The 19,928-nt window shown below is 74.1% G+C and carries 11 protein-coding genes and 1 pseudogene; 7 read left to right on the top strand and 5 right to left on the bottom strand.

All coding sequences use genetic code 11. From position 1 onward, the window contains the following. Both SL103_RS29360 and SL103_RS29355 read right to left on the bottom strand, forming a co-directional pair. Complete coding sequence (locus tag SL103_RS29360) at positions 1-921, bottom strand: DUF4097 family beta strand repeat-containing protein (RefSeq protein ID WP_069572003.1); 921 nt, start codon at positions 919-921, stop codon at positions 1-3. 204 nt (positions 922-1,125) lie between these two features. Then, positions 1,126-1,305 (bottom strand): DUF6104 family protein, encoded by a 180-nt coding sequence (locus tag SL103_RS29355; RefSeq protein ID WP_069572002.1) that lies wholly within the window; start codon positions 1,303-1,305, stop codon positions 1,126-1,128. Between the two features lie 161 nt (positions 1,306-1,466). Here SL103_RS29355 and SL103_RS29350 point away from each other — a divergent pair, with 161 nt between their 5' ends. The 7 genes and pseudogenes from SL103_RS29350 (at position 1,467) to fxsT (ending at position 13,902) form a co-directional block, all read left to right on the top strand. Beyond that, complete coding sequence (locus SL103_RS29350) at positions 1,467-1,883, top strand: CU044_2847 family protein (protein ID WP_069572001.1); 417 nt, start codon at positions 1,467-1,469, stop codon at positions 1,881-1,883. After that, positions 1,883-4,033: a trypsin-like peptidase domain-containing protein gene (locus SL103_RS29345; protein WP_069572000.1), complete on the top strand. Its 2,151-nt coding sequence runs from the start codon at positions 1,883-1,885 to the stop codon at positions 4,031-4,033. The genes SL103_RS29350 and SL103_RS29345 overlap by 1 nt, the downstream gene beginning before the upstream one ends. 404 nt (positions 4,034-4,437) lie before the next feature. Continuing rightward, a complete protein-coding gene (locus tag SL103_RS29340; protein ID WP_069571999.1) occupies positions 4,438-5,493 on the top strand; it encodes an AAA family ATPase in 1,056 nt (351 codons plus the stop codon). A 5-nt stretch (positions 5,494-5,498) separates the two neighbouring features. Then, the gene (locus SL103_RS29335) at positions 5,499-8,942 is read left to right on the top strand and encodes an SAV_2336 N-terminal domain-related protein (protein ID WP_069571998.1); all 3,444 of its coding nucleotides are present in this window, start codon (positions 5,499-5,501) and stop codon (positions 8,940-8,942) included. A 167-nt stretch (positions 8,943-9,109) separates the two neighbouring features. After that, positions 9,110-9,328, top strand: coding sequence for a YxD-tail cyclophane-containing RiPP peptide (locus SL103_RS29330; protein WP_069571997.1), 219 nt, complete (start codon positions 9,110-9,112; stop codon positions 9,326-9,328). A gap of 207 nt (positions 9,329-9,535) precedes the next feature. Continuing rightward, on the top strand, positions 9,536-10,717 hold the full coding sequence (locus tag SL103_RS29325; protein WP_208869985.1) for an FxsB family cyclophane-forming radical SAM/SPASM peptide maturase: 1,182 nt from the start codon (positions 9,536-9,538) through the stop codon (positions 10,715-10,717). 133 nt (positions 10,718-10,850) lie between these two features. Continuing rightward, positions 10,851-13,902, top strand: a pseudogene (gene fxsT, locus SL103_RS29320) (FxSxx-COOH system tetratricopeptide repeat protein). 92 nt (positions 13,903-13,994) lie between these two features. Here fxsT and SL103_RS29315 read toward each other — a convergent pair. The 3 genes from SL103_RS29315 to SL103_RS29305 form a co-directional block, all read right to left on the bottom strand. After that, a complete protein-coding gene (locus SL103_RS29315) occupies positions 13,995-17,786 on the bottom strand; it encodes a multifunctional oxoglutarate decarboxylase/oxoglutarate dehydrogenase thiamine pyrophosphate-binding subunit/dihydrolipoyllysine-residue succinyltransferase subunit (RefSeq protein WP_069571996.1) in 3,792 nt (1,263 codons plus the stop codon). A gap of 250 nt (positions 17,787-18,036) precedes the next feature. Beyond that, positions 18,037-19,173: a HAMP domain-containing sensor histidine kinase gene (locus SL103_RS29310; protein ID WP_069571995.1), complete on the bottom strand. Its 1,137-nt coding sequence runs from the start codon at positions 19,171-19,173 to the stop codon at positions 18,037-18,039. Further along, entirely contained in the window at positions 19,170-19,907 is a 738-nt protein-coding gene (locus SL103_RS29305; RefSeq protein ID WP_069571994.1) for a response regulator transcription factor, read from the bottom strand. Before SL103_RS29305 ends, SL103_RS29310 begins: the two co-directional genes overlap by 4 nt. Between the last annotated feature and the right edge of the window lie 21 nt (positions 19,908-19,928).

Genomic DNA, 19,928 nt, shown 5'->3' with positions numbered 1-19,928 from the left:
TCAGAGCACCTTCTTCCCGGCGGGCGGGGCGGTGGGGGAGTCCTCGTGCGGGCCGGCGCCGGGGCCGTCCGGCCCGCTGCGGCCGTCCTCGCGGGCGGGGCGGCGCAGCAGGGCCAGGCCGCCGGAGACGGTGGTGGCCTTGAGGGTGCCGCTGCCCGCGCCCAGCGAGCCGGTGATCTTCTTGGCGCCCCACTGGCCGCTGACCCGCAGCGCGTCGAAGGCGTTGGCGATCGTGCCGGTCGTGGTGTCGGCCTCCACCCGGGCGTTCGCCGGGTCGGGCAACCGGATGGCGATCTCCCCGGAGACCGAGGTCAGGTTGATGTCGGCGGCGTGGGTGAGGTCCAGGTCGAGGACCATGTCGCCGCTGACGGAGTCGGCGTGCACCCCGCCGCCCGCGCCGTCGATGACCGTCAGGTCGCCGGAGACGGAGGTGAAGCGCAGGTCGCCGGTGAGTGCCTGGGCCTCGACGTTGCCCGACACCGTCTCGGCGCGCACCGCGCCGGTCAGTCCGACCAGTGTGCTGTCGCCGGTGACGCCGCGGACGTCGGTGTCACCGGAGATGCCGGAGACCACCGCGGTGGCGCCGACCACGCCGACCTCCACGCGGGTGCCGGCCGGCACCGTCACCGAGACCACCGCGCTGCGGTTCCAGCCCCGGCGGTCGAGGAACTTCAGGAAGCCCCGCCAGGGCAGGTCCTCGTACGCGACCGTCAGGACGCCGCCGTCGCACGAGACGGTCAACGGCGGCCCGTGCAGCTCGCTGATCTCCAGGCGGGCCGGGCCGCGGTCCGAGGTGCCGACGACATTGACCGTGCCGCCGTACACGCGCACGTTGAGCGCGTCGACGGGCTCGGTGATCTCCAGTGTGCGTGGCTCGGTCACCTGCACGGGATTCTGCGACCACTCGGTCCGGGCTGACATTCCTGGCCTCCCCTGGATAGCCGTGCAACGCAACATATCGCGTTCTCAATGAACACGATATATCGCGGATTGCGGAAGTCAAGCGGCCCCGACCCGGAGCCGACCCCGGTCCCGTGGGTCGACACCCCCTAGGGGTACGCCCCACGAAAGGGCCGCTGACCAGGGTGTTCGGTCGCCCGGAGGGCTGCTGCGGCCGGTGCCCGGTTACTCGTCCTCGTCGTCGTCCAGCCGCGCCAGCCAGGTCGCCAGCCGCTCCACCGGCACCTCGAAGTCCGGGTTCAGATCGACGAACGTCCGCAGCTGTTCGGCCACCCAGCCGAGGGTGACCTCCTCCTCGCCGCGCCGGTTCTCCAGCTCCTCGATGCCACGGTCAGTGAAATACACGCGCTCTCCACCAGGGGTCATGGGACATTCCCGGCCAGGATAGGCAGGCCCGCGGACCTCTCGCGCCACCGGCGGCCGCGGGCTAGCCTGATCACCTGTCAACGGCCCTGCGGCAATGGGGGAATGGCCGAATTGCCGTTCAGGGGGAGCAGGAGGCCGTGATGCACGAGCGCGCGCAGCGCATCGAAATGCCCGACGGTACGGAGGTCTGGGCCCGGGTCTCCCGGCTCGACGCCGCCGGCCTCGCCGGGACCGACGGGAGCACGGACGACTTCGAGGACGTGGGCGCCTGGGACGCGCTCGGCGCCCGGGTCGAGGGACTCCGCGAGGTGATCGGCGGGGTCGCGAGCAGCGTCCGCCAGGCCGCCGCACGGGTCGCGCCGGACGAGACCAGCGTGACCTTCGGCGTGGAGCTGTCGGCCAAGCCCGGCAAGGCCGTGGCCCTGCTCGCGGACGGCGAGGCCAAGACCAATCTGTCGGTCACGCTCACCTGGCGCCGGGACGGCGGGGCGCCCGCACCCGAGGAGCACCGGGTGCCACCGCCCGGCATCCGGGAGCCGGACGACGCGGGCCGCTGATGGCCACCCCCGAAGGACCGGCCGCCGGCCGGGGCGACCGCGCCCGGTACGCCCAGCTCCTCGACCTCGCCGGACGCACCACCGTCGCGCTGCGCGCCGCACCCCCGGTGCCCGACGCCCCGCTGTGGGGCAGCGGCGTGCTGATCGCGCCGGGATGGGTGCTGACCTGCGCCCATGTGCTCACCGCCAGCGACGGCCGGCGCCGCGCGACCGGCCCGGACGGGGTGTTCGGGGTCGCGTTCGGCGGCCGTGTGGCGCCCGCGCGGCTCGCGTACGACCTGAGCCGGCCCGACCCGCAGGCCGGGCCCGCCGCCCGCGCCGACCTCGCCCTGGTCCGGCTGCTCGACCCCGCGCCCGCGCACCCCTGCGCCTGGCTCAGCGACCAGCCGGCGACGCTCCTGGAGGACGCCTACATCTTCCGCGGACACGAACGGTCGGGCGGGTCCCGGCCCGGCGAACGCGACATACGCGAGTCCGGTGCCGGGTGCGGCGCCGACCGCTCCGCGCCGCCCGCCGCCCCGGTCGACCCGTTCATCGCCGTCCGGTTCGGCGCCCGGGACGCCCGCGGGCTGCAGTTCGGCAGCGACGTCCGGGTCGCCCCCGGCGCCTCCGGCGGGCCGCTGCTCGACTGCGACCGCGGCGAGGTGGTCGGCATCGTCAAGGGCCGCCACCAGCAGGACCACGTCGGGCTCGCGGTGCCCGTCACCGCGCTGCGCGGCCTGGGCCCCGAGCACCTCGTCGAGGGCGCGTCCGGCGCGGAGGACCTCGGCCCCGACCCGTACCACGCGCTGACGGGCCTGCACGACCGCTGGCACTGGGCCGGGCAGGAGCTCGGCCGGGCCGGCGGCCCCACCTGGTTCGACGCCCAGCACGCGATCATGGCGGGGCGCGGCCGGCTGTGGGGCGTGCAGGAGCGGCTGCAGGCGCTGCACCTGCTCGCCCGGCTGCCCGCACCCCGCGACCCGCTGGTGGTGGAGGCGGCGGTCGGCGAAGTACTGGAGCGCGGCGACGGGCCCGGTGCCTGGGCGCTGCGGACCTGGCGGGACGGCCACGGCGCGCTCTACCAGGGCAGCGATCCGTACACCGAACTGCGCGCGTTCGTGCACTACTTGCGGATCGTGGCGCAGCGCTGCGCCGACGCGGTGCGGGACGCGCCGGACGAGCAGGCCGCCGCGGTCCGCGAGGACGCGGCCAGGCTCGCGGAGTTCGTCCAGGCCAAGGCGGTGGTGCTGCAGCCGCAGGACCGTCGCCGGATCGGGCCGGTGCGCCGGCGGCCGCGCTCGGTGCTCGTCGAGTTCGAGCCGCTCTTCTATGACGAGGGCGGCCACGAGCTCTACAACTGGTCGGTCAGCGAGGGCTACGGCCGGGGCCAGTGGCTGCGGGTGGACGTTCAGGAAGCGGCCGGCGGGGTGCCCTTCGAGCAGGCGCGGGAGCAGGTGCTGCAACGGCTCGGCGGACGGCTGCTGCAGGCCGACGGTGACGCGGGCCCGGGCGCCCGGGTACGCCTGGAGGTCGCCGTCCCCGAAGGCCGCTGGCACACCGCCGTCGGCCAGTGGGAGGTCGCCGCCTCGCCCCGGCGCACCGCCCGGCGGCGGCCGGTGGGGCCCGGGCGCGCGGTGGTCCTGCGCGACCAGGGGCGGCGCGGGCAGGTCGATCCGGCCTGGCTGCGCCGCTGGCAGGGCCTGGCCGCCGCCCCCGGGCTGCGGGCGCTGCGCCTCCCGCCGGACCCGGGCGCCGGCCCGCGCCCCGGCGGGGGCTGCACCGAGGCGATCTGGCGGCTGCTGGAGACGGCGGACCAGGGCGCGCTGCCCGCGCTGTGCCACACGGTCGCCGACGGGTTCGGCCGCGACACGGTCGGCGCCGCGCTGGACACCGGCTTCCCCGCCGCGCTGTGGCCGGCCCGCGGCCACGGGGAGGAGCGGGCCTGCGACGCCTCCTGCGAGGAGTTCCACCGCGGGATCCGGGAGCTGCTCCAGGGCTCGGGCGGTGTGGTCCGGCTGCCCGAGCTGGTGCGTCAGCTGCGCGCCAAGGCGGCGGAGGCCGCGGGGGAGGGCGCGCACTGGGCCCGCGATCTGGTGCTCCTCTACGACGATCCGGAGGACCCGATTCCGCAGCTGTTCCCGGACCGCCCCCAGGTGTCGCCGGGATGAGCGCGCGACGGCCGTCCGGCGGGGCCGCCGGGGCGCCGCGTACGGGTGCGGCTGCCGGGGCGCCGCGTGCGCCCCGCGCATGCGCCCGGCGCCCGCTCCCGGCCCGGCCGCTCGTCCCGCGCCGGACCGGCGCACGGCCCGGCACATGCCCAAACCGCGCCCCGTGCACGGCACTTGGCGCCCCGCGGTGCTGCGGCGCGAGACCGGAAACCGCCCCGTGCGCTTCCGTATGGATGGGTACTGTCATAGCGTCGTGGAAGACTTGTTCGTGATGACGTGACGACGTGATTGCGTGTGTGTCGGTGGCGGACGCGGGGGACGGCCGGGCGGGTGCCGACGTCTCCGGCGGTTCTCCCCGGCCCCCGTTCCTGACCGATGCCGGGCCGGCGACGAGGAGTTCCGACGTGAGCGACTGGCTCATCTATCGTGGCGCGGGCGCACCGCACGACGGAATCGAGCACCTTCCACCGCCGCCCCCCTGGCGCGATTTCGACGGCGGCCCGCTCGTGGCGCCGCCCGCCGCCCTGGACCCCGCCTCCGAGCGCCGCCTCGGCGTGCAGCACCGCGAGGCCAGCCACCACCGTCCGGGCGAGACCGAGCGCGAGCTGGTCAACGCCGCGCTCTATCTGCGCCGTCCGCTGCTGGTGACCGGCGCCCCGGGCAGCGGCAAGAGCACCCTGGCGCATTCGGTCGCCTACGAACTCGGCCTCGGCCGGGTGCTCGGCTGGCCGGTCGTCAGCCGCAGCACGCTCCGCGACGGCCTGTACGACTACGACGCCATCGGCCGCCTCCAGGACCTCCAGATCGCCCGCGCCGCACCGTCCGCGGCGGACAGCGGCGCCGCGGACGGCGAGGACCCCACGGACGAGCCGGGCGGCGGCATCGGCCGCTACATCCGTCTCGGCCCGCTGGGCACCGCCCTGCTGCCCGCCGCACGGCCCCGCGTCCTGCTCGTCGACGAGCTCGACAAGAGCGACATCGACCTGCCCAACGACCTGCTCAACGTCCTGGAAGAAGGGGAGTTCAGGATTCCGGAGCTGGAGCGACTGGCCGGATCCGCCCCCGAGGTGCAGGTGCTCAGCGACGACGGGGCGCGGGTGACGGTGCGCGACGGCCGGGTGCGCTGCCGCGCCTTCCCCTTCATCGTCCTGACCAGCAACGGCGAACGGGACTTCCCGGCGCCCCTGTTGCGCCGCTGCATCCACCTCCACATCCCGGCCCCCGACAAGGAGCGGCTGGCCGCCATGGTGCGGGCGCACTTCGGCGAGGGGGCCGCCGAGCGCTACGAAGCCGTGATCGACCGCTTCCTGGACCGCGAGCCCGGCGACGTCCGCGCCGTCGACCAGCTCTTCAACGCCATCCACCTCACCCAGAAGGCCGGCTGGACCGACCAGGACGAGGAGGAGACCCGACGGCGCCTGACGGCGGAGCTGATGCGGCCTCTCGATCGGACGAGGTGACTGCGATGCCCTCCGGGGCGCCCGGTCCAGGGCCCCTCGACGAGCTGGTCGCCCGGCTGACCGCGGCGGGGCTGCCGCCCGACGCCCGCGCGATGGCCGACGCCCTCTGGCTCGCCCAGTGGATCACTCCCGACGCACCGCCCGGGGGCCCGGCCGACGCGGCCACCGACCGCACGGACCGGCCCGACCGTACGGATCCGGCCACTTTCCGGGTCGGGCCGGCCGGTGCGGCGGACCCGGCGCGCGACGGCGTACCGCCCGCGTCCGGCAGCGGGCCCGACGCCTCCGCCGGGCGGCCCCCCTCGTCGCGCGACGGCGCCCGGCGCCGCGTCGCCGAGTTGCTGCCCGCCCAGGACGAGCGGGCCGCCGACCCGGACCACCACCGCCTCGGCGAGGTCGCCGTGCCGATCGCCTCCGCCTTCCCCGGACTGCTGCCGCTGCAGCGCGCGCTGCGCCCCGTCCAGCGCTACCGCCCGCCGGCCGCCCCGGCCCGCCACACCCTCGACGAGCCCGCCACCGCCGAACTCTCCGCGCACGCCGAAACGGTCATACCGGTGCTGCGCGGGGTGCACCGCCGTGCCGCCGCCCTGCGCCTGCTGATGGACGGCTCGTCCTCGATGGCCGTCTGGGAGCAGATGCTGCACGACCTGCGCCAGGTCTGTGAACGGGTGGGCGCGTTCCGGGACGTCACCGTCCACTACCTCCACCCGCACGGCCGGGACGTCGGCGTCGCCGCGGCGCCCGGCCCCGGCAGCCCGCTGCGCCCCGCCGACCAGCTGCACGACCCCACCGGCCACCACCTCACCCTCGTCATCAGCGACTGCGCGGGCCCGCTGTGGCGCGACGGCCGGATGCAGCGGCTGCTCTACCGCTGGGCGGCCGACGCCCCGCTCGCCGTCGTCCAGCCGCTGCCGCAGCGCATGTGGGGGCGCACCCTGCTGCCCGCGGTCCCCGGCACCCTCGTCCGCCGGCAGGGGCCCTACCAGGCGCTGGACTTCCTCCCGGCCCGGCGCCGCCGCCGGCCCGCCCCGGCGCCGGCCGCGCCGCCCGGCCCGCCCCGCGAGCGCGCCGTCCCGGTCCTGTCGGCCACCCCCTCGGCCCTCGGCTCCTGGGCCCGGCTCGCCGCCGCCGACGCCGGGCTGTCGCTGCGCGGCGCGGCCTGCGTCGTACGGATCGACCACGGCGCCGAGCCCGCGCCCGGCCCGCAGGACGCGCCCGGAGGCGGCGAACCGTCGCGCATGGTCCGCGCGTTCGAGCAGCAGGCGTCCCCCGCCGCGCGGCTGCTCGCGGTGCACCTCTCGGCCGTACCGCTCGCGCTGCCCGTCATCCAGCTCGTCCAGCGCGCGATGCTGCCGCAGACCGGGCCGGCCGAACTCGCCGAGGTGCTGCTCAGCGGCCTGGTCACGCAACTCCCGCCGGACGTGGGGGCACCTCCCCGCTCCCCGGGGGCCCGGGGGAGGCCGTCCGACGGGCAGAGCACCGGCACCGGCCCCTGGTACGACTTCGCGCCAGGGGTACGGGACGAACTCCTCAGCCGGCTCAGCGCGGGCGAGGCGGCCCTGATCCTCAAGCACTGCTCGCTCTACATCGAGCGCACCTTCGGCCGCAGCGCCCGCAACTTCCCGGCCGTCGCGGTCGCCATGCTCTCCGGCAGCGGCCGCGAACCGGAGGCCGGCCAGGGGGTCCCTGCCGGCGGTGGCCCGGGGAGCGCCGTCCCCGCACCCTTCGCCCGGGTCTCCGAACGCGTCCTGCGCCGCTTCGAACCGGCGCTGCGCCCGGCCGGCCGGCGGCCGTACGTCCCCGACGGCCCGGCCGCCGAGGGCGCCGCCCTGCTGGAGCGCTACGAACAGGACCGCGCCGTCCGCGACCTGATCGAGGCGGTGCGCCTGCTGCGCGCCGCCGCCGACCGCCTGCCGCCGGCCGGCACCGACCTCGCCCGTGCCCTGCTGCACGCCTGGGCGAAGTGGGGCCAGCCGGACGCCCTGGAGGAGGCGGAGCGGGCGGCCCGGTCCGCCACCGACGCCGCCGGCGGGGACGACGCCGCGGGGGACACCGCCGGGGACGCCGAGCGCACCCGGGCGCTGATCGTGCGCGGCCGGGTCGCGTACGCCCGGGCCGGCGAACGGCGCCGGGCCGGCACCGTGGCGGAGGAGCGCGCGGCGCTCACCGACGCCGCCCGTCAACTGCACACCGCCTGCGGGCTGATGAGCCTGCTCGATCCCCGCGTCCTGGAGAGCATGGTGCTGCGCACCGAGGTCCTGCGGCGGCTGGCCGCCCTGTCCGAGACGCCCGGCGCGACGCCCGGTGCGGGGGAGGACGACGCCGCGGCCGGCGCCGACGGCCCCGCCGACCCCCTCGACGAGGCCGAACGTTCCCTCACCGACCTGCTCGACCAGTGGCCCAGCGGCGAGCAGGTGCCCGGCGAGGTCTACGCGGCCCGCGGCGGCGTCCTGCTCGACCAGGCCCGCCGGGCCGCCCGGACGCGTCCCGAAGGCCCGCGCCCCGCCGAGGCGCTGGCCGTCCGCGCCGCCGACGACCTCGACACCGCCACCGTCCTGCTGCGCCGCCGCGGCAGCGCCGCCGACCGGCTGGTGTGCGAGACCCTGCTCGACCTGGCCGCGGCCCGGGAGCTGAACGGCGGCGCCGGCCTGCCGTCGGTGCTGCCGGCCCTCGAACGCGCCCGGGAGATCGCCCGGGCGCTGGACGACCCGGGCCTGGAGGCGGACAGCCTGCGCCGGACGGCCGCGGCCCACCGCGCCGTCCACACCCGCACCGGCGCGCTGAGCGCCCTGGACGCCGCGATCGCCGCGCTGGCCGCCGCGCTGCGGCTGACCGCCCCCGACTCGCCCGAGCACAGCTCCCTGCTCGCCGAGCGGGGCGCCGCGCTGCTGCTGCGGGCCCGGCTGGAGCCTCCGGGGGAGCCCGCCAAGCGGCTCGCCAACGAGGCGGTGCACGTCCTGCGCGAGGCGCTGGCCCGGGTCGCGCCGCACGACCCCGACCTGGGCAGCCACCGGCTGCTCTTCGGCCGGGCGCTGCGGCTGCGCCACGAACGCCAGCCCTCGCTCGCCGATCTGCACGAGGCTGACTGGGTGCTGGAGCTGGCCGCCCGCGGCGCGGACGTACCGGACGCGGTGTGCGCCGAAGCCTGGCTCGAAGTGGGCGACGTGCAGCTGCTGCTGGACCGCCGCTTCGACTCCCGGGAGCGCCACGACCGGGCCGCCGCCTGCTACCGCCGGGCCGCCGCGGCCGCCGGCCGGGCCGGCAGCGCCCTGCTGGCCGCCCGCGCCCACCACCGCCGCGCCGGGGTCCTGGAGGTCACCGCCGGCCCCCGCTCCGCGCTGCACGCCTACCGGGAGAGCTGGGAGCAGTGGCAGCGGGCCGGCGAGGACGCCGGGCCCGAGGCGCAGCGCACCCGCGCCCGGATGCGCGCCCTGGAGTCCACCGCCTGACTCCCGGACGGCCGGGACCGGAACCGCGCCCGACGCCGGCCGGGCGGCGGGGCTCCGGGCCCGGCCGTCCGTCCCCCGGGCCGGCCGCCTGGCCGTCCGCCGCCCCCGCGTGTTTCCGTGGACGGGAGTCCGGGAAACCACCGTCCAGCCGGTCAGAGGAGAGCAGCGTGGCGACTACCCCCCGCACCGAACGGGCTGCGGCCGCCCCGTCCGGGCCGTCGGCCGAGCCGCTGCCGGATTTCGCCGGGGTCGATGTGCGCCTGCTGGCGGCACGGACGGACCATGCGGTGCTCGGCGAGGTCGCCACCCTGCTGCTGCGCAACTGGCCCACCGGGGACGAGGCCGTCGCGTACTACGAGGACGGCCCGGGAAAACTCCTGCGGTGACGGCCCGGCGCGGCCGCTCCCTTTGCGTCGTCCGGTCGTGCGGCAGGTGATTTTTGGGCAAACGCGCTAGGGAACCGGCCAGTTGTCGCGGCAATTCGATTCTTCGATCGAACGGGGAGCCAAGTACCAGACAGCGGGCGGGACGTGACGGCCGACGGCGCCGGGCCCGTACCGCGACCGAGTTCTACGGGGGCAGGGGGCGACGCCGTGGCGGGGGAGACGACCGGCCGGACCACCGCGGTGCCCTTCCGCCAGTTCGTCCTGAAGGTGCACAGCCGCTGCAACCTCGCCTGCACTTACTGCTACATCTACGCCGGCCCCGACCACAGCTGGCGCGAGCGCCCCCGTACCGTGCCGCCCGCCACCGTCCGGCAGACCGCCCTGCGCATCGCCGAACACGCCCGCACCCACCGGCTGCGGGACCTCCGCATCGATCTGCACGGCGGGGAGCCGCTGCTCACCGGCCCCGGCCCGCTGCTCGCCCAGGCCGCCGCCGTCCGCGCCGCGCTGCCCGCCGGCTGCACCGCCGAATTCGGCGTGCAGACCAACGGGACGCTGCTGACCCGGGACACCCTCGACACGCTCGGCGCCGCCGGCTTCCGGCTCGGCCTGAGCCTCGACGGCGGCACCCCCGGCCTCAACCGGCGCCGCCTCGACCACGCCGGACGGCCCTCCTGGCCCGCGGTCGCCCGCGCCGTCGGCCTGCTCCACGACCGCCCCGACGTGTTCGCCGGAATCCTGTGCACCATCGACATCACCGCCGACCCCGCCGAGGTCTACGGCTCGCTGCGCGCACTGGACCCCCCGATGCTCGACTTCCTGCTGCCGCACGCCAACTGGTCCAGCCCGCCGCCGGCCACCGCGGGGCCGGGGCCCCGGCCCGGCCCGCCCGTGCCGGCCGGCCGCGCCCCGTACGGCGACTGGCTGTGCACCGTCTTCGACCTGTGGTGGGACGGCGGCCCGGGGCCGCGCGTGCGGGTTTTCACCGAGATCCTCGGCCTCCTGCTGGGGCGGCCCAGCACCAGTGAGGCGGTCGGCCTCTCCCCCGTCGTGGCCCTGGTCGTGGACACCGACGGCGCCATCGAACAGGTGGACTCGCTGAAGTCCGCCTACGAGGGCGCCGCCGCCACCGGCCTGAACGTCTTCCGCCACAGCTTCGACGAGGCCCTGGCCCACCCCGGCATGGCCGCCCGGCAGCGCGGCCGGGACGCGCTCGCCCCCCAGTGCCGGGCCTGCGCCCTGGTGGAGGTGTGCGGCGGCGGCAACTACGCGCACCGCTACCGCGCGGACGCCGGCGGATTCACTCATCCGTCCGTGTACTGCGCGGACCTGGAACGCCTCATCCGGCACATCGCCGCCCGGCTCGACGCGACCGTTTCCCTCAACTGACCTGCATGCAAGAAGACCTGACGCACTGTCGTCATATGGAGCGACACTTGGGCTATCGTGCGAAAGAGCCAGGGCGTGCCCGATGTCTCACCCTCCGCACGCGCGCACCATCGCATCTCAGGGAGACGGTCGCATGGCCGAGCAGTCCATTTCCGTTGGTTCAGCCGGTTCTTCTGCTTCTTCCGGTCCGTCGGGCCCGGCCGGCTCCGCCGCGCACATCACCATCAGCTACGCGGGCTTCGCCCGGCCGTGGGCCGCGTGGATCTCCCACCAGCTGGAGCAGCAGGGCCACGGCACGACCCTGCTCCGCTGGGACCCGAAGGTCGACACCGCCCTGGCCGAGGAGCTGTCGGCGCTGCTGGAGGCCGAGGGGCGGCTGCTGATGGTGCTGGACGACTGGTACTTCCGGCTGGGCCCCAAGACGCAGGACGAGTGGACCGCCGCGCTGCGGGAGGTGGTGCCCGCCGCACGCCGACCGGTTCGCCGCGGTGAGCGTGGCCACCCAGAGCCTGCCGGCCACCGCGTCCCTGCTGCGCCCCGCCGACCTGCGCGACCTGGACGCCAACGAGGCCAACCGCCGGGTCCTGCACCGGCTGGGCATCGTCGCGCCGCCGCGGACCGTGGACGAGAACGCCCCCGGCGAGCCCCGCTTCCCGAACAACCCGCCCGAGGTGTGGAACATCCCGCGCCGCAACAACCGCTTCACCGGCCGCGACAACGTCCTCGAAGAGCTGTACGGCAAGCTGGCCGGGCCCGGGACGACCGCGGCCCCGCCGCTGGAGACCCGTATCGCGCTCTACGGCACCTCCGGCGTCGGCAAGAGCCAGATCGCCGCCGAGTACGCCCACCGCTTCGGCAACGACTACGACGTGGTGTGGTGGATCAGCGCCACCAACCGCGGCGCCGCCCGCGAACAGCTCGCCGAACTCGCCACCCGCCTCGGCCTCCCCGTCGGCCGGGAGCTCGGCGACCGCATCCGCGCCGTGCACGAGGCGCTGCGCATCGGCCGCCCCTACCGCCGCTGGCTGCTGATCTTCGACAGCGCCGACGACATGGAGCAGATCGAGGACCTGATCCCCGACGGCCGCGGCCACGTCCTGATCACCACGCTCACCCGCGACTGGTCGGGCTCCGGCAGCGCCCAGGAGATCGAGGTACTGCCCTTCAACCGCGTCGAGTCCGTCGCCTACGCCCGTCGCCGCGCCCCCCGGCTCACCCCGGTCGAGGCGGACATGCTCTCCGAGGCCGTCCAGGACCTGCCGCTGCTGCTCGCCCAGACCGCCGCCTGGCTCGACGCCAACCCGATGTCGCCCAAGGAGTACATCGAGCTGATCCGGCGCGGCGAGCCCAGCCTCGTCGGCATCCGGATCTCCTCCGACTACCCGATGGCCTTCCAGACCAGCTGGGCCATAACTCTCAACACGCTGCGCGAGCGCAGCCCCGCCGCGGTCGAACTCCTCAAGCTGTTCGCCTTCTTCGCCCCCGACGCCATCCCCGTCCCGATGCTCGCCAAGGCCCGCCGCGGCGACCTGCCCGAACACCTCGCGGACCTGGCCGCCGAACCGATCAGCTGGAACACCGCGCTGCGCCGGCTGACCGAGTCCACCGCGGTACGCCTCGACTACCAGGTCTCCCAGGACGCCGACCCGGCCGTGGAGACCGCGCTGATGCACCGGCTCTACCACCGGTTCCTGCGCAGCGACATGACCGAGGACGAGCGCGACCTGATGTCGGCGACCGCCTGCCGGGTGCTGGTCACCGCCGACCCGCAGAACCCCGCCGACACCCGCTACTGGGAGCGCTACGCCGAACTCATCCCGCACCTGGAGCCGGCCGGCGTGCTCGACAGCGCCGATCCGGCGGTCCAGCAGCTGCTGCTCAACTGCGTCGAGTACCTGCGGGTCCGCGGCGAGTACCGGATCGGGCTGCGGCTGTGCGAACAGTTCATGTCCCGCTGGCGCACCCGCCTCGAACCCACCCAGCGCACCATGCTCGTGCTCACCCACCAGCACGCCAACATGCTGCGCAGACTGGGCCGCTACCGCGAGGCCGAAGCGGTCGGCAGCGCCGTCGTCGACCAGCTCGCCGCCGAGCGGGACCCCTCCGACGCCGACCTGCTGCGCGCCCAGGACGGCCTCGCCGGCACCCTGCTCGCCCTCGGCTCCTACGAGCAGGCGTACGAACTCTTCGACGCCGTCTGGCGGGCCTACACCGACCTCCTCGGCCCCGAGGCCCCGCGCACGCTCTCCTCGCGGCACAACCTCGGCAACGTCTTCGCGTTGCTCGGCCGCTACGAGGAAGCGCTGGTCACGCACCGCGAGGTGCTGGCCTTCCGGGAGCGGGAGCTGCGCGCACGGCACCACCTCACGCTCAACGCGGGCACCGCCTACGCCCGGATGCTCCGGCTGCTGGGCCGCTACCGCGACGCCGCCTCCAGCCAGGAGCTCAACGCCCGGCTGCACCTCCAGGTGATGGGCGCGCACACCCCGCAGACGCTGCGCGCCGAGCACAACCTCGCGCTGTGCTGGCGCCGCTCCGGCGAGGTGACCAAGGCCGCCACGCTGATGGCCGACGTCGTCGAGCGCTCCCGCCGGGTGCAGGGCCCGCGCCACCCCGAAACCCTCATGGTCCGCGCCGACCACGCCACCTTCCTGCGCGAACACGGCGACCTCGGCCAGGCCCGCGACCTCGCCGAGGAGGTCGCCGAGCGCTACGAGGCGCTGGCCGGCGAGCGGCACCCGTACACCGTCGGCACCCTGGGCAACGTCGGGCTGGTCCGCGCCGAGTTCGGGGAGACGGCGGAGGCGCTGGACCTCGCCGAGCGGGCGCTGCACGGGATGACCGGGACGATGGGCCCCGACCACCCCTGGACGCTGGGCTGCGCGCTCAACGCCGGCGCGGCCCGCAGCCGGGCCGACGACGAGGACGGCGCGGTGGAGCTGGGCCGCGACACCCTGGAGCGGGCCAAGGTGACGCTCGGCGACCGCCATCCGCTGACGCTCTCCGCGAAGACGGCGCTGGCCGAGGACCTGCGGGCGCTGCGCCGCCGGGGCCAGGAGGCGGCGAAGCTGGAGCAGGAGGCGATCCAGCAGCTCTCCGAGACGCTGGGCGCCGAGCACCCGCACACCCTCTCCGCCCGGCGCCGCAGGCGCCCGTACTGGGACTTCGAACCGCAGCCCGTGTGACGCCCCGCTTTCCGGTACGCCGAAGGGCCCGCCCCCGCAGCAGCGGGGACGGGCCCTTGTGACGGTCCCGGTACGACCGGTGGCCCGACGCCTTACGCGTCGAAGACCTCCGCGACCAGCTGTGCCTGCTCCGCCTGGTGACGCTTGGCGGAACCGACGGCCGGCGACGAGGAGTGCGGCCGCGAGATGCGGCGCAGGCGCTCGCCGTGCGGCACGTCCGCGCCGACGGCCAGGTCGAGGTGGTCGATCAGGTTGAGGCCGAGGAACGGCCAGGCACCCTGGTTCGCCGGCTCTTCCTGCGCCCACAGGTACTTCTCGGCGTTCGGGAACTTGGCGATCTCCGCCTGGAGTTCCTTGCCGGGCAGCGGGTACAGCCGCTCGATGCGGACGATCGCGGTGTCGGTCGCGCCGCGCTTCTGCCGCTCGGCGTCCAGGTCGTAGTAGACCTTGCCGGAGGTGAAGACGACCTTGCGGACGTCCTCGGCCTTGACCGACGCGTCACCGATGACGGGACGGAAGCCGCCCGTGGTGAACTCCTCCGTCTTCGACGACGCGGCCTTCAGGCGCAGCATCGACTTCGGGGTGAAGACGACCAGCGGCTTGTGGTGCGGGTTGTGCACCTGCCACCGCAGGAGGTGGAAGTAGTTCGACGGCAGCGTCGGCATCGCGACGGTCATGTTGTTCTGCGCGCACAGCTGGAGGAACCGCTCGATGCGGGCCGAGGAGTGGTCCGGGCCCTGGCCCTCGTAGCCGTGCGGGAGCAGCAGGGTGACGCCGGACGTCTGGCCCCACTTCTGCTCGGCGGAGGAGATGAACTCGTCCACGATCGTCTGGGCGCCGTTGACGAAGTCGCCGAACTGCGCCTCCCACATGACCAGCGACTCCGGGCGGGCCAGCGAGTAGCCGTACTCGAAGCCCATCGCCGCGTACTCGCTGAGCAGCGAGTCGTAGACGTTGAAGCGGGCCTGGTCCTCGGACAGGTAGAGCAGCGGGGTGTAGTCCTCGCCGGTCTCCCGGTCGATCAGCACCGCGTGGCGCTGGCCGAACGTGCCGCGGCGGGAGTCCTGGCCGGCGAGCCGGACCGGGGTGCCCTCCATCAGCAGCGAGCCGACGGCGAGGGTCTCGCCCATGCCCCAGTCGATGGTGTTGTCCTCGACCTGGGCCGCGCGGCGCTGCAACTGCGGCAGCAGACGCGGATGCACGGTGATGTGCTCGGGGATGTTCACCTGCGACTCGGCGATCCGCTTGACGACCTCCTGGGAGATCGCGGTGTCGACGTAGACCGGGAACTCCGCCTTGGGCTGCGGCACCTCGGGCACGGCCGGGGTCGTCGTGGCGTCACGGACCTCGGTGAAGACCTTCTCCAGCTGGCCCTGGAAGTCCTGGAGCGCCTGCTCCGCCTCTTCGAGGGTGATGTCGCCCCGGCCGATCAGCGACTCGGTGTACAGCTTGCGCACCGAGCGCTTCTTGTCGATCAGGTCGTACATCAGCGGCTGGGTGAAGGCCGGGTTGTCCGACTCGTTGTGCCCGCGGCGGCGGTAGCAGATCAGGTCGATGACCACGTCCTTGTTGAACGCCTGGCGGAACTCGAAGGCCAGACGGGCGACGCGGACGACGGCCTCGGGGTCGTCACCGTTCACGTGGAAGATCGGCGCCTCGATCATGCGGGCCACGTCGGTGGCGTACATGGAGGAGCGCGACGACTCCGGGGCGGCGGTGAAGCCGACCTGGTTGTTGATGACGACGTGCACCGTGCCGCCGGTGCGGTAGCCGCGCAGCTGCGACATGTTCAGCGTCTCGGCGACCACGCCCTGGCCGGCGAACGCCGCGTCACCGTGCAGCTGGATCGGCAGGACGGTGAAGTCCGTGCCGCCCTTGCCGATGATGTCCTGCTTGGCGCGCGCGACACCCTCGACGACCGGGTCCACGGCCTCCAGGTGGGAGGGGTTGGCGGTGAGCGAGACGGTGATCTGCTCGCCGTCCAGGCCGGTGAAGGTGCCCTCCGCGCCCAGGTGGTACTTCACGTCGCCGGAGCCGTGCATCGACTTCGGGTCGAGGTTGCCCTCGAACTCGCGGAAGATCTGCGCGTACGACTTGCCGACGATGTTGGCGAGGACGTTGAGGCGGCCGCGGTGGGCCATGCCGATGACGACCTCGTCCAGCCGCGACTCGGCCGCGGAGTCGATGACCGCGTCCAGCAGCGGGATGACGGACTCGCCGCCCTCCAGCGAGAAGCGCTTCTGGCCGACGTACTTGGTCTGCAGGAACGTCTCGAACGCCTCGGCGGAGTTCAGCCGGCGCAGGATGCGCAGCTGCTCCTCGCGCTCGGGCGACTTGTGCGGACGCTCGACCCGGTCCTGGATCCACTTGCGCTGCTTGGGGTCCTGGATGTGCATGAACTCGATGCCGGTGGTGCGGCAGTACGAGTCACGCAGCACGCCCAGGATGTCGCGCAGCTTCATCATGGACTTGCTGGCGAAGCCGCCGACCGCGAACTCGCGCTCCAGGTCCCACAGGGTGAGGCCGTGCTCGGTGATGTCGAGGTCGGGGTGCTTGCGCTGGTGGTACTCCAGCGGGTCGGTGTCGGCCATGACGTGGCCGCGGACCCGGTAGGAGTGGATCAGCTCGAAGACCCGGGCGGCCTTGGTGACGTCGTCGTCGTGCGAGGCGTCGATGTCCCGCAGCCAGCGGACCGGCTCGTACGGGATCCGCAGCGACTTGAAGATGTCGTCGAAGAAATCGTTCTCGCCGAGCAGCAGCTGGTTCATGATGCGCAGGAATTCGCCGGAGGCGGCGCCCTGGATCACGCGGTGGTCGTACGTGCTGGTCAGCGTCATGACCTTGGAGACGCCGAGCTTGTTCAGGGCGTCCTGGGAGGTGCCCTGGAACTCCGCCGGGTAGTCCATCGAGCCGACGCCCATGATCATGGACTGGCCGGGCATCAGACGCGGCACGGAGTGGACGGTGCCGATGCCGCCGGGGTTCGTCAGCGACGCGGTGACCCCGGTGAAGTCGTCCATCGTCAGCTTGTTGTCGCGGGCCCGGCGGACGATGTCCTCGTACGCCTGCCAGAACTCGAAGAAGGTCATCGTCTCGGCCGCCTTGATGGCCGCGACGACCAGCTGGCGTTCACCGCTGGGCTTCACGAGGTCGATGGCCAGACCGAGGTTGACGTGCTCGGGCTTGACCAGCGTCGGCTTGCCGTCCTTCTGCGCGAAGGAGTAGTTCATCGACGGCATGGCCTTGAGGGCCTGCACCATCGCGTACCCGATGATGTGGGTGAAGGAGACCTTCCCGCCACGGGCGCGCTTCAGATGGTTGTTGATGACGATGCGGTTGTCGAACAGCAGCTTCACCGGGACCGCGCGGACGGACGTGGCCGTCGGCAGCTCCAGCGAGGCGTTCATGTTCTTCGCCACGGCGGCCGAGGGCCCGCGCAGGACGACGTACTCGGGGCCTTCGGGGGCCTCGGTCTCCTTCGCGGCGGCCGGCTTCGCGGCCGGCTTCGCGGCGGCGGGCTTGGCCGGGGCCGGAGCGCTCGCGGCCGGCTTCGCCGGGGTCGCCGGCGCGGCAGCTGCAGGCTTCGGCTGGGCCGGCGCGGCGGGAGCCGACCGGTCCGGGGCAGCAGCGGGGGGCAGCACGGCGTCAGCCGCACCGGGGGAGCCCTCCGCCGGTGCGCTCGGCGCGGTGGCGCCGCCCGGCTTGTAGTCGGCGAAGAAGTCCCACCAGGCTCGGTCTACCGAGTTCGGGTCCTGGAGGTACTGCTGGTAGATCTCGTCGACGAGCCACTCGTTCGGGCCGAATGCGGCAGCAGGGCTCTTGCCCTGCCCCTCTTGATCGGCCTCGGTCGAGATGCTCGAGCTGTTGGGGGACTGTAGCGACACGGCGGCAACCGCCCTCTTCCGCTTCCTAAGGTGGTGGACAGCGGGAATAAAGGCTACGCCTCTTGTGACCTTTGGTGCAGTCCGGGAGGGCTACTCGTCACGCACGTCACATTCCCCGACGGGTTTCGGGGCATGACTTGGCGGGAAACACACGTAGTTTGCCCGCGTCCGGGTAGGACTTACCGCCGTCGCACCCATGGGATGAATGCTCCTACCACCGACCCTACGTCAGGTGACGTCAACCGGGATGTCAGCTCCGCGTTGCTTCCCTACCCGGAAGAGTGACTCGAATCCGGCAACCCTTCGACGATTCGGCCACCCCGATCCGTCCACCGTGCAGGTCCACCGCCCAGCGGGCGATCGCCAGGCCCAGTCCCGTACCGCCGTCCGTGCCGGGGCCCGAGGTGCCCGGGCCGCCGCGGTTGAACCGCTCGAAGACCCGGTAGCGCTCCGACTCGGGGATGCCGGGCCCCTCGTCCTGGACCTCCACCACCAGGCTCCCCGGCCCGTCGCCGCGCCGGGCGTGCACCGTGACCCGGCCGTGGCGCGGGCTGTGTTTGATCGCGTTGTCGATGAGATTCGCCACGACCTGGTGGAGCCGCTCGGCGTCGGCGTGCGCGGTCAGCTCCGGCGGCGAGACGTCGAGGTGGAGGTGGACGTCCGTACGGGTGTGGGTGCCGGTGCCGGACAGCGTGGAGGCGCCGCGGCTCATGTTGGCCTCCTTGAGCACCCCGGACAGGTACGGCCAGACCTCGAAGCGGCGGGCGTGCAGCGGCACCACGCCGTTGTCCAGCCTGGACAGGTCCAGGAGGTGTTCGACCAGCCTGCCGAGCCGCTCGGTCTGCTTCAGCGCGGTGCGCATCGTCTCCGGATCGGGCTCGCAGACCCCGTCGACGACGTTCTCCAGGACGGCGCGCAACGCGGCGATGGGCGTGCGCAGCTCGTGCGAGACATTGGCCACCAGCTCCTTGCGGTGGGTGTCCACCGCCTCCAGGTCGGCCGCCATGCGGTTGAACGCCTCCGCGAGGTCGCCGAACTCGTCGCGGCGCTCGGAGCGCACCCGGCGGCTGTAGTCACCGTGCGCCATCGCGCGGGTGACGTCCGTCATCTCGCCGAGCGGGGCGGTCAGGTTGTTGGCCACGAACTGGGTGATCAGCAGCGAGGCGATGATCGAGAAGATCGTGATCACCCGCAGCTCGGTGGCCGAGCGCATGGCGACGAACACCAGGAGTGTGGTGATGATCACCGAGACGCTGACCAGCGCGCCGAGCGCGGCCTTCACGGAGCGGTACGGGTCCAGGGGGCGCAGTGCCTCCCAGGCCCGCTGCCACAACTCCCGCAGCGGCGGCTGCCACCAGCGGCGCGCGGACGGGTGCCGCCGCGTCATGCGGCCGGGGTCTCCAGCGCGTACCCGACGCCGTGCACCGTGCGGATCCGCTCGGCGCCGATCTTGCGGCGCAGGGCCTTGATGTGGCTGTCGACCGTGCGCGTCCCGGAGGCGTCCGCCCAGTCCCACACCTCGGCCAGCAGCTGCTCACGGGAGAGCACCGCGCGCGGGGTGTTCGCCAGGCAGACCAGCAGATCGAACTCGGTGGGCGTCAGGTGGACGTCGGCGCCGCGCACCCGGACCCGGCGCTGGGCGTGGTCGATCTCCAGCTCGCCCAGGCGCAGGATGCCGCTGCGCGGGGTGTGCGCGGCCAGCGCGGCGCGCTCGACCCGGCGCAGCAGGACATGCACCCGCGCGGCCAGCTCCCGCATGGAGAACGGCTTGGTCATGTAGTCGTCGGCGCCGACGCCGAGGCCGACCAGCATGTCCGTCTCGTCGTCCCGGGCGGTGAGCATCATCACCGGGACCGGGCGCTGCGCCTGCACCCGGCGGCACACCTCCAGGCCGTCGAAGCCCGGCAGCATCACGTCCAGGACGAGCAGATCGGGCTGCCACGCCTCGGCCGTCTCCACCGCGGCCGGGCCGTCGGTGGCGGTCTGCACCTGGAAGCCCTCGGCGCGCAGCCGGGCCGCGATGGCGTCGACGATCGTCGGGTCGTCCTCCACGACCAGCACCCGGCGCTGGGCACCCGGCGTGGCAGCGGCGCCGCCCTGCGTTGTCTGAGTCTGGTCCATCGCCCGCCCCTGCATGTCCCT

The organism is Streptomyces lydicus (assembly GCF_001729485.1).
Lineage (GTDB): Bacteria > Actinomycetota > Actinomycetes > Streptomycetales > Streptomycetaceae > Streptomyces > Streptomyces lydicus_D.
The sequence above is the reverse complement of the archived record's forward strand: the minus strand, read 5'-3'. Positions and strand labels throughout refer to the sequence as shown.